10 protein-coding genes and 1 pseudogene are annotated in these 11,363 nt (G+C 35.5%); 5 read left to right on the top strand and 6 right to left on the bottom strand.

Annotation, left to right across the window (positions count from 1 at the left end; all coding sequences use genetic code 11):
• Nucleotides 1-192: 192 nt before the first annotated feature.
• Complete coding sequence (locus tag RV04_RS04495; protein WP_071857276.1) at nt 193-2,505, top strand: HAD-IC family P-type ATPase; 2,313 nt, start codon at nt 193-195, stop codon at nt 2,503-2,505.
• A gap of 72 nt (nt 2,506-2,577) precedes the next feature.
• On the opposite strand, the gene RV04_RS04500 is transcribed toward RV04_RS04495, so the two are convergent.
• Both RV04_RS04500 and RV04_RS04505 read right to left on the bottom strand, forming a co-directional pair.
• Complete coding sequence (locus RV04_RS04500; RefSeq protein WP_071857277.1) at nt 2,578-3,930, bottom strand: dihydrolipoyl dehydrogenase family protein; 1,353 nt, start codon at nt 3,928-3,930, stop codon at nt 2,578-2,580.
• Nucleotides 3,931-4,043: 113 nt separating this feature from the next.
• On the bottom strand, nt 4,044-4,502 hold the full coding sequence (locus RV04_RS04505; protein ID WP_071857278.1) for a MarR family winged helix-turn-helix transcriptional regulator: 459 nt from the start codon (nt 4,500-4,502) through the stop codon (nt 4,044-4,046).
• A gap of 150 nt (nt 4,503-4,652) precedes the next feature.
• On the opposite strand from RV04_RS04505, the gene RV04_RS04510 reads away from it, so the two are divergent.
• Together RV04_RS04510 and RV04_RS13080 are read left to right on the top strand one after the other, a co-directional pair.
• Nucleotides 4,653-5,234 carry an isochorismatase family protein gene (locus RV04_RS04510; protein ID WP_211271176.1) on the top strand — a complete coding sequence of 194 codons (582 nt, stop codon included), beginning with the start codon at nt 4,653-4,655 and terminating at the stop codon, nt 5,232-5,234.
• A gap of 228 nt (nt 5,235-5,462) precedes the next feature.
• Nucleotides 5,463-5,566, top strand: a pseudogene (locus tag RV04_RS13080) (2-hydroxycarboxylate transporter family protein); the annotation flags it as partial.
• 67 nt (nt 5,567-5,633) lie between these two features.
• Here RV04_RS13080 and RV04_RS04515 read toward each other — a convergent pair.
• On the bottom strand, nt 5,634-6,548 hold the full coding sequence (locus RV04_RS04515) for an aldo/keto reductase (RefSeq protein WP_071857280.1): 915 nt from the start codon (nt 6,546-6,548) through the stop codon (nt 5,634-5,636).
• 127 nt (nt 6,549-6,675) lie between these two features.
• Complete coding sequence (locus tag RV04_RS04520; RefSeq protein WP_071857281.1) at nt 6,676-7,542, bottom strand: VOC family protein; 867 nt, start codon at nt 7,540-7,542, stop codon at nt 6,676-6,678.
• A gap of 161 nt (nt 7,543-7,703) precedes the next feature.
• On the opposite strand from RV04_RS04520, the gene RV04_RS04525 reads away from it, so the two are divergent.
• On the top strand, nt 7,704-8,006 hold the full coding sequence (locus tag RV04_RS04525) for an ArsR/SmtB family transcription factor (protein ID WP_071857282.1): 303 nt from the start codon (nt 7,704-7,706) through the stop codon (nt 8,004-8,006).
• Between the two features lie 155 nt (nt 8,007-8,161).
• The gene (locus tag RV04_RS04530; protein WP_071857283.1) at nt 8,162-9,346 is read left to right on the top strand and encodes an NADH-dependent flavin oxidoreductase; all 1,185 of its coding nucleotides are present in this window, start codon (nt 8,162-8,164) and stop codon (nt 9,344-9,346) included.
• Between the two features lie 130 nt (nt 9,347-9,476).
• On the opposite strand, the gene RV04_RS04535 is transcribed toward RV04_RS04530, so the two are convergent.
• Entirely contained in the window at nt 9,477-10,271 is a 795-nt protein-coding gene (locus RV04_RS04535; RefSeq protein WP_071857284.1) for an ankyrin repeat domain-containing protein, read from the bottom strand.
• A 21-nt stretch (nt 10,272-10,292) separates the two neighbouring features.
• Nucleotides 10,293-11,246 (bottom strand): DUF4822 domain-containing protein, encoded by a 954-nt coding sequence (locus RV04_RS04540; protein WP_071857285.1) that lies wholly within the window; start codon nt 11,244-11,246, stop codon nt 10,293-10,295.
• Nucleotides 11,247-11,363 lie beyond the last annotated feature (117 nt).

Consider the following 11,363-nt stretch of genomic DNA (forward strand, 5'->3'; position numbering starts at 1 on the left):
GCAATTCTTCTGATTATTTTTATTATTTTCCAGATACCAATAGAAGCATTTTAGATTGTCCCTTAAGCTTATTATTCATAACTTATAAATATTTTACTAATTTTTACGTATTGCTGACGTTATTTTTTGCGGATTAGTATAAGCTAGAACTAGTACAACTGAATAAATTCTTATTTAACGGAGGCACTATTTATGCACAAATTTACCGGACTAACAACAGAGGAAGTGAAAAAAAAACGAAGTGCGGGTCAAAGCAACGAACAAAATTTAAAGCCCGGCAAAACGATCGGAACGATTATCCGTGAAAATACGTTTACCTTGTTTAATCTACTTAATTTTTTATTAGCCGCTTGTTTATTTGCAGTTAAAGCATATAGCAATATGTTTTTCATTGTCATTATTATGATGAATATTACGATTGGAATTGTCCAAGAGATACGAGCGAAAAAAATGGTGGAACGTTTAACTTTATTAGCTCAAAGCGATATTACCGTCCTTCGAGACGGTAGCAAACAAAAAATTGCGCCCAACCAATTGGTCTTAGGTGACTATGTTCAATTAAAATCTGGCGAACAAATCCCTAGTGATATGAAAGTATTGGATGGTAAAGCCGAAGTGAATGAATCTTTACTGACTGGGGAATCCGATACGATCCTAAAAAAAATAGATGATACACTTTTATCCGGTAGTTTTTTGACTAGTGGTCAAGTACTTGCAGAAGTTGAACATGTAGGTGCGGATAATTATGCAGCAAAAATAATTAATGAAACAAAATCGACCAAACCATTAAAATCAGAATTAATTGGCTCGATTCGTAAAATATCAACGTTCACTAGCTTTATCATCTTACCGATCGGAATTTTATTATTCATAGAAGCCTTCTTCTTAAAACATAGTGCGACAAGCACGGCCGTCGTAGCCTCTGTTGCTGCTTTATTAGGAATGCTACCAAAAGGTTTAGTTCTATTAATCAGCATTGCTTTGACGACTGGCGTTTTAAAATTGGCCAAAAAACAAGTCTTAGTCCAAAATATGTATGCAATCGAGAACTTAGCCCATATGGATGTTTTGTGCTTAGACAAAACAGGCACTTTAACAGAAGGCAAAATGCAAGTAGAGGAACTTCATTATTTAAAGGACGCTTATAAAAATTCGCTACCTGATTTGATGAAAAATTATCTCTTCGCTACAGACGATAATAATCCAACTGCGCAAGCCCTTAAACAATTCTTTGGTCAAGGACAAACAAAATCTGCTGTACAGGTACTACCATTTTCATCAGAAAGAAAATATGGGGCTGTGACATTTGAAGATTGCCAAACTTTATACCTAGGATCACCCGAAAATTTATTAGCTACCAATCAAATTCCTGAGGTCATACAACAGTATCAAACATCCGGATTAAGGATTCTTTTGATAGCGTTCAGTCCAGCAGCGATCCAAGATACTCCGCTTGATTTATTACCAGTTGCCTTTATTACCCTAAGTGATCCGATTCGTGCCAACGCCAAAGAAACCTTAGATTTTCTTGAAACACAAGCAGTTGATTTGAAAATCATTTCAGGCGACAATCCCAAAACTGTCGCAGCGATTGCTGAAAAAGCTGGTTTTAAAAATTATCAAACAGCGATTGATCTTTCTGACTACACAGACGAAAATGAAATCCGCCAGCTCGCTCATAGCCATTCGATTTTTGGTCGAGTAACGCCACAACAAAAAAAATTACTGATTCATGAATTAAAACAGCAAAATCAAACTGTCGGTATGACGGGTGATGGGGTCAATGACATCCTAGCTTTGCGTGAAGCGGATATTTCGATTGCGATGGCTGAAGGTGATGATGCAACTCGCCAAATTGCTGATATTGTACTGTTAGATTCTGATTTTGGCAAACTACCTGCAATCATTTTTGAAGGTCGACGTGTAGTTAATAATATTACACGTTCCTCAGGAGTATTCTTTATTAAGACGATTTATTCTTTACTGGTTTCACTATTTTGTATTTTAACAGTTTCAACTTTTCCATTTATCCCACTGCAAATCACATTGATTGATTTAGCAATCGAGGGCTATCCAGCCTTTTTCTTATCTTTTGAAAAAGACAATCAAAAAATCGCCGGGCGTTTTTTACCTACTGCTATTAAGCGCGCCTTACCAAGCGGACTACTCGTTATGGCTAATATTCTACTAGTATGGTTGTTCGAAAAACTATTTTTATCACCGCCTGATGCTCGCACATTGATGTACTATCTTTTGATTGGAATCAGTTGTTTTGCGGTCATGAAATCGTGTCAACCTTTTAATCGATTACGTCTTTTTCTTACCATAAGCACTACTGTAGGAAGTTATGTAGCAATCATTTTATTCCATCAATTGCTATCTGTAGGCACACTTTCACTAATGACTTTCGGATTATTTATCATTTTTATGTTAGGAAATCTGTTGCTTTGGAACCCTCTTGCTAAACAAATTCAAAAGTTAAATTTGACTTTTTTACAAATTTAAACTACAAAAAAACGGGAAACAAATCATTGAGTGATTTGTTTCCCGTTTTTTCTCGCTGATTAAAATAGTCTTTTAACCCATTGCTTGCATTAAATAGAAGGGTAGATTGTAATCTAACGTTGGAAAAGCATACAACATTTTATCCAAGTCCATTAAAGACAATTTATTTTGGATGATGGTTGTTAAACTATTTATTACCTCAGGTGCTTCATTGCTATAATTAGCAGCTCCGACTAAATTTTTTGATTGATCAAAAATCAGTTTCATTTCAGCCTCTTTTTCATTCATAGCTTTATAATCCCATGTATTAGCCAAATCAATTGTTTTGACCGTGTATTTTTCAGGATTTTCTGCGGCTTCACTCGTGGTTACTCCAACTTGGGCGATTCTTGGAAGTGTAAATGCAGCTGTAGCAATCAAAGGATAATCAATTTCAGCTTGCGTTTGACCAGTAATTAATCGTGTTAAATATCTCGCTTCAAAAGCAGCTGTTGGCGTTAATTTAGGTACATCTTTTTTTACCACATCTCCGCTTGCATAAATATTTTTTTGTGAGGTTTGAAGATGTCCGTTGACAACGATTCCTTGACGATCATAGATTACGCCAGCTTTATCTAACCCAACATGCTCAACATTTGGAATACGACCAGTCGCATCGATCACATAGTCTGCTACGATTTGTTTGCCTCCATCAGTTGTAACAATAAGCTGATCGGCTTCATTTTTCTCTACTTTCGTTACTGCTTGGTTAAAATGGAATGCTACACCCTCATTGCTCATTTTTTTAACTAATTTATCCGCAAATTCTGAATCAAAACCACTCAATGCCCGCGAACCAAATTCAACGATTTGTACGTTTGCTCCAGATGAAATCGCAATCGAAGCCAATTCCATTGATACGTATCCAGCCCCTACAAAAACTATTTCTTTAGGTAATGTTTCTAAATCGAAAAAATCAGTACTACTTTTTAGAAATTCCTTGCCTTCAATATTTAATCGTGCCGGACGTTGGCCAGTAGCAATTACAAATTTTTCTGCTGTATACTTTTCATTTTTAACTTCGATCGTTGTTGGATCTATAAATTCTGCATGACCAAAGATAAAAGTCACACCTACTCGTTCTAAAAGCCCTTGGACTTGATCAGCCAATGGATCAATGATCATATGTTTATGTTGCATCAATTTTTCCCAATTGATTGAGGCATTCATTGGGTTCAAACTTACTTCTTCATATTGTTTCATTATTTCTAGTGCTTTGACCGGACCATCTAAAACCGCTTTTGCATCGCAACCAAAATTCGTACAAACACCAGCCACTTTATTTTCCTCGATCACCCCTACTTTTTTACCAGCCATTGCCAAGGGCAAGGCAGCGTTCCAAGCAGCCTGTCCACTCCCAATAAATAAAACATCAAAATTTTTCATCATATAACCTTCTTTTCTAATTTAAGTCGCACGCGATATATTTTCTAAAAAATTCTTTGAAATATACACCTGTACATTTCAAAGAGTGTCCAAGATTTTTAATTGAATCTGAATTATTCATTTACAAGCTCTTTAAGCCCTTGATTGATCTTCAAAACAGTATTTAATGCCTGTTGATAAGACTGCATATTTGAATCTAATTGCTCTCCAATACAGGTTTCAATAGCTTGAAGTACAGTATCTTTTTTTTCATTGGCCTTGTCAGTCAAACAAATTTCTAATTGACGTTTATCAGAAGTAGGACGCTTTCTGATAACCCAACCATGATCTTCTAAACGCTTTAACAAGGGCGTCAACGTATTGCTTTTAAGCGATAATTCTTCTGATAAGTCCTTCAAACTTTGGCGATCCGTTTCCCACAGTGATAATAAAACAATGTACTGCGGATAGGTCAACTCAAACGGCTTCAATGCTTGTTGATAAAATTTGTTAAATAAACGATTGGAATCATAAATAGCAAAACAAAGCTGATTCGTCAGATTCAATTCATTTCGAGAAACATTTTCAGTCATAAAAAACTCCTTAACATATCGCGTGCGATTTATTCTATCTTAATTCTTTTTTTTATTATTGTAAAGTAAAAATTATTATTTTATATTTCGGCTTTTTCTGCTATGATCCATTTATAAAAAAATAAGAAAGCTGGAATATCAGTGACTCAAATGCTAGACTTAGATTTATCAAAAACGGCCTTTATCTCTATTGACCTACAACAAGGAATTTTAAATTCCGGTATACTGTTCCCCCACACCAATACCGAAGTGCTTGAAGCAAATAACAAAATCGCCGCTGCACTTAAAAATACTAAAGCTCTGATCACATTAGTAAATGTTGATGTCTCTACCTTTCACTATCTGCATCCTCATCACTCTGACGCAAAGCCGATGCAACTGCCCGAAACCTATGCGGAATTATCTATGAATATAGCCGCTGATTCAACCGCTAAAAATGTTATTAAGGTAACCAAATACAACCCAGGTGCTTTTTTTGGAACAGATTTAGATTTACAACTGCGCCGCCGCGGAATTGATACGTTGATCCTCACAGGAGTGGCAACTGCTAATGGTGTTTATGCGACTGCATTAGATGCTTATCAACACGGTTACCACCTATTAGTTATTGAAGATGCTTGTGCAGATCGTGATGAACAATTGCATACCATCTTTTTTGAAAAATTATTTCCTAAAATCAGTTATACATTGAAAACAACTGAACTACTAGATTTGATTCAGCAAGCAATATAATCTTTTTTCAAATTAAGACGCATCCAAAATTTTTAATGAATTTTGGATGCGTTTGTTTATTGGGCTAGCTTTCTATCTTAAATTTAGTTTATTGACTTTAGGATTCAAACAGCTAAATCTAGTGAGCAAACCCCTGCTTAATCCGTCTTTAAAAGTATAATAAAAGATCTTTTGAACTCTCACAAAACGATATATCAACTATATCTGTAGTTACAAAAAAAAGAAAAAGCCGTCTTATCAACTTCAAATTGGATGGAATTAATTGTTTTTGCTCAAATGGGTACCCGTTTAGGTGGCTCATTTGTTTTATCTTCTCTGGATTCTTGATGTAACTATTCGTATAAAAATAAATAAAAATCCGCAGCACTTTGAGCTACTGCGGATTTTTTACTTGGCTATTTAACGATTTGTAAAAGCTTCATCAATTTTTTCATATTCCGATTCACTTAAAGAAATTTCTGCTGCTTTGACTAATCCACTCACTTGCTCAGCATTTCGAGCACCTGGAATTACCGCAGCGATATCAGGATTTTTCATATACCAAGCTAAAATAATTTGCAGCACTGTTGCTTCATGACTTTCCGCAATATCTTTTACTACAACCAAGTTTTGGATGATTTTTGTAAATTGTTCTTTAGAAAATTTATCGAATTTTTCGTAATCCGCTTCGGAGTATTTTCCAGTCAATAATCCGGAAGCCAGAGGAAAATAGGGCACAAAAGCGATATTATTCTCACGTAAATATTCAAATAGACGATCCTCTGGTTCGCGATGAACCAAATTATAATGTTCTTCCACGATATCTACTAATCCATCACGATTTGCTTCTTTTAATTGTTCCAAACTAAAATTGGAAACACCAACTGCACGAATCTTTCCAGCTTTTTTCAATTTATCTAGCGCCGCCACTGCCTCTGACTTATTTGTTTTTTCATCTGGAAAATGAATATAAAAAATATCGATGTAATCTGTTTGAAGGCGTACTAAGGCCTCATCCACAGCTTTGGTCAGAAATGCCGGATCATTCGTTAATTTTAAATCATTAGCCGGATCTTGTGCCGCTTTTGTTGCAATTACGACCTTACTTCGATCATATTCTTTCAATACTTCTCCGATGATTTCTTCCGACCGGCCAAGCCCATAGACATAGGCTGTATCTAATAAAGTAATCCCAGCATCAAGCGCTGCTCTTACTTGATCATAACCATCTTTTTCGTCTAAGTTATCAAACAAATTGTGTCCACCAACTTTATTGGTTCCCAATCCTAACTTACTGACGATCACTTCGGAGTATCCAATTTTACTAGTTTTCATAACTTATCCCTCCACACATAGTAACGTATGCAATAAATTAACCATATAAAGAAGAATAAATCAAAACATCAACACTTTGCTTTAATATTGAGATTGATTGTACTTACATTACCTTTTTTCAAAATCATTATTTTACTTCTACTCGAATCAAAATGCCACTTGGATCACTTAACGAAAGACTCTGATGCGTTTCTACTTCAAAACGAGTATTCGTTGCTTTCAAATGTTCTTTTAGCTGGTCAAAAGTTGCTTGGTTAGGGACAACAAAGGTATAGTAATCTAATCCTAAATCATTTTCTTCCATTGCCGGAATATTATTTCCCAGCCAAATATTTGAACCAATATGATGATGGTAGTCTCCGGCAGCAAAAAATTTAGCTTGAGAGCCGAAATCAGAAGTACGAGTCAAACCTAGTATATTTGTATAAAAGTCATCCGTCTTTGCCAAGTCTGAGACTTTTAAATGGACATGCCCCACTGTTGTACCTTCAGGAAAAGCTGAAGACTTACGATCGGCGACGGCAAGCACCCTTGCTGCATCCATCTCGATCGTGATCCCAATAATGTCTCCATTCGGTCGAATATCCCATTCACTTCTTGATTTATCATGGTAAACTTCGATGCCATTGCCTTCAGGATCCGTTAAATAAAGAGCCTCACTATACCCATGATCACTCGCTCCTTGTAACGGGGCTTGTGCTTCGAGATAGTGGTATAACATATTTCCTAAATCTTTACGTGTTGGTACTAAAAATGCTACATGAAAAAGTCCGGTTTTTCTAGTTAACGGTAAAGGATTGTCAACTTTTTGCAGTTCTAGTAGCACATGCCTTGCTACTCCTAAACTCACGGTTCTTTCGCTCTTTTCTAAAATAGTCAATCCAATGATTTCAGAATAAAATGCCGCTAATTTTTCGATATTTGCCACTTTAAGTACTACTTTTCCTATTGTAGTTTGTGAATCGATTTTAAAATTTGCCGTAGTTGTTTTCACCCTAAGCCCTTCTCTCTATTAGAATAATCTATGTACTATATTCAGTATATAGCTAACTAATAGTAAGTAAAGTTAATTGCCTACAGTAAAAATGCATCTATATTAAATAGCACTTAACTCCAATCGCTTTACATATCGAAGTTTTACGATATAATAATTTTATGGAAAATATTGAAATATTTAAAGCTTTAGCAAATGAACATCGTTTACAGATTCTTTTTTGGCTAAAAAATCCTACTGCTTATTTTGTACATGACACTGATGTTGATATGATTGAAATTGGTGTCTGTGTGGGCGAGATCCAAAAGAAAATTGGGCTAACACAGTCAACGACTTCTCATTACCTTTCAATTTTACAAAAAGCAAATTTGTTGATTGCGACTAAAATTGGGAAGTGGACTTACTATCGTCGAAATGAAATTACCTTAGCCAATTTCCGTTCATTTATTGAACAAGATCTGTAAATTCACTCAAGAAGATCTTTCAATAAATCTTCTTGAGTGAGATGCTGTTATCTATTACTTTACTTCTCTATTTTTTAATTTTTCATATCGATAAAATTCGATATTTGAATATAACGTATGAATTACTGTGTAATATGAAAGGATGAACTCAACAAATGAAGCACTTAACAGATTCAATTACTTTAAGACATGGTGCCACTTTAACGAATCGTATCGTCATGTCTCCAATGCAAACCCATTCAGGAAAACGTGACGGCTTTGCTTCCGACGAGACAGTCGACTACTATTCTGCCCGTTCGCAAGCTGCAGGAATGCTGATTACTGAGTTTCATTATGTTAGTAAAAATGGTGGCCCAGCCTATACTCCTGGCTATCCTGAACAATTAGGCGCTTATTCAGATGAACATCTTGAAGGATTAAGCAAAGTTGCCAAAGCCTTGAAAAAAGATGGAAATAAAGCTATTTTACAGATTCATCATGCCGGTCGAGCAGCGATTGGTCAGGCAGTAAGTGGTGAAGATGTGGTTGCTCCAAGTACTATCGATTTTTCTTTTCTAGATTATCCCGTAAGAGAATTAACGAATGAAGAAATTTTAGAGATCATTGCTGATTTCGGGCGTGCGACAAAACGTGCGATTGCTGCTGGTTTTGATGGTGTCGAAATTCACGGAGCCAATCACTACTTGATCCAACAATTTTTCTCTAAATTATCGAATCATCGAACAGATCAATGGGGCGGTAACTTAGAAAAAAGAATGGCCTTCCCTCTAGCAGTCGTTAAAGAAGTAAAACGCGTCGTTGATTTGGAAAAACCTGAAAATTTCATTATTGGTTATCGAATCAGTCCGGATGAAATCCATGGTTCTGAAATTGGTTACTCAGCTGAAGAAGCAACGCAGTTAATTGCAGAAGTTGCAAAGTATGAATTAGATTATATTCATCTTTCATTGTGGGGCGGATATGATTCTAGTCCAAGTAATGCAGAAAAATCTTATGCGAAATTATTTAAAGACGTCTTAGATGAAGAAACGAAGCTGATCATTGTTGGTGGTGTATTTAGTGAAGCGAGTGCTCAAGATGCTGTCGAAAATTATGCAGATTTAATTGCTGTTGCCCGAGGAACTTTAGTAGAACCTAAATTTGCGCAAAAGATTATCGAAAATAAAGGTGAGATGATCTACCACGAAATATCCCCTGAAACAATCGATTATGTCAAATGGACACCAGGATTGAAAGAAGCCTTCAGTCGTAAGGATTCTTTAGGGCTGCCCCCATTACCGGGTGGTGAAAGCATTCAAGATCTACACACTGGCCGCTTTGACATGTTTTATAAAAAGTAAGCTTTACTAGTTAAATTATACAAAAAAAGGATTGTTCTTCATTTTCATTAACGAAGAACAATCCTTTTTTGCATAAAAATCAAAATAAATCTTTAAATTACCGACCATAAATCAATTAAAAGCTCATTAATTATTGGTATTCATTTAAAATCTCTTTCATTTCCTCATAGTCATTTTGATTTGCATAATCTAGGGCGGTACGTCCTGAATTATCGCGAATATGTTGATCGGCTCCATTTTCTAAAAGAAGCTTAATGATATCTTGATATAATTTTGACCCATCTCGTAATGCAACTGCTTCAATCAAGGCTGTATAGCCAGAATTATTTTGAAAATTAATTGGTTCTTGTTTCGCAGCCAATAATAATTTAACATTATCAATATGTCCTTTTTCTGCGGCAGGAATCAATCCATTCCCGCCATAGCGATTATGAACGGTCAAATCAGGGTTAGCCTTTTCTAGCATATATGCTAATATTTCCGTTTTCCCTTGTGCCGCAGCATAAAGATAGGGACTATCATTCATAGTATTCTGAATATTGATATTTGCTTGATGATCAATCAAGATTTTAGCAATCTCTATTTGATTGCCATGTACTGCTAAATTTAACGGAGTATTGCCCTCGGTGCCCTTCTCATTGATATCATAATCATTCGTCTTCAATATCTCTTCAACTAAATTGTTATCCTTTTGATTAACTGCTGCTAATAATGATCCTGGATTATATTTCTTCATTGTTATTTCCTCACTTTCAGTTGTTTGTGTTTGACTAGTTGTTGTTTCTGTACTAATTTTTTTCTCAACACTTGAAATTGTTACTGTCTCAGTGCTTTTTGAAGATTTAATTTGCGTTGTTTGACAAGCACTAAGAAGCAGCAAAGTACCTACAACTACTAAACTTGAGATTGGCTTGCTCAACCGCATGCTTTATCTCTCCTTTCATTTTTAGAAGGTGAATTCTGGCGATAATTTTCCAGTATATGGCTCATGCTCAACAAAAACTTTGATTTCTTTACCAGCCTTGTCTTTTCCCATCCGAGCATAGGTAAATCGTTTGTCATTTAACTCAGTCAATTCGAATGCAGCACCATATTTATTCTCGCCTAAAGAAACATGGGCACGAATTTTATTATGGTCTAATACCTTAAAGTAACCAAAATCACCCCGACTCTTACCTGAATCTTTATCAAAAAACTCATATTTATTTGTTGCATCATCAAACTTAGCTAAACTAATAAACATCTGATTTTCAGCTGTGAGATCATTTCCGTCTTCATCTACTACTTTTGTACCCTTCCATAACGTTTTGCCTAATAGTTGATTTCCATCTTCACTTGTAACAATTTCTCCTGTACTCGTCTTTAATTTTTGAGGTTCATTTGTAAAGGACAGTTTTTCTTCTTCATATGGAACATGCTCAACAAAGACTTCAACTTCTTTCCCATTTTGGTCTTTACCCATCCTTTTATAAGTAAATTTTTCATTAGTTACTTCGGTCAAATCTACAACGGCTTGGTACTTTTGTGATGATGAAATTAGAATGCGTTTTGCCCCATCTGCTGTTATAAAGAATGTCCCTTCATCGCCTCTGCTGTCACCACTTTCTTTATCAAAAAATTCATAATGACCTGTTGTACCATCGTATTTTGCTAATCCTATAAAATTAGCATTTTCTGCTGTTAAATCATTATTATCTTTGTCATATACGCGTGTTCCTTGCCAATCTGTTTTTGCTAAAATAGTCGTTAGTTTGTCCCCTTTAGTGGAATTTTCCTTTTGGGCACTTGTGGCTGTTGCGGTATCAGCTGCTTTTTTAGTAGGATTTGCTTCACTGCAACCTGCTAATGCAACTACGCCAATCGTCGTTAACATCAATCCTAACAATAATTTATTTTTCATAACTGTTCCCTCTTTTCTATTGGATAAATTTAGGATAGCATTCCTTTCTAAACTGCTTCTGTCTGAAATATGAACAAAATATAAACTCTTTCACCGTTTAAAGTAAATCGTTCGCCT

This window comes from Enterococcus hermanniensis (assembly GCF_001885945.1).
In the GTDB taxonomy this organism is placed as follows: Bacteria; Bacillota; Bacilli; order Lactobacillales; family Enterococcaceae; genus Enterococcus_A; species Enterococcus_A hermanniensis.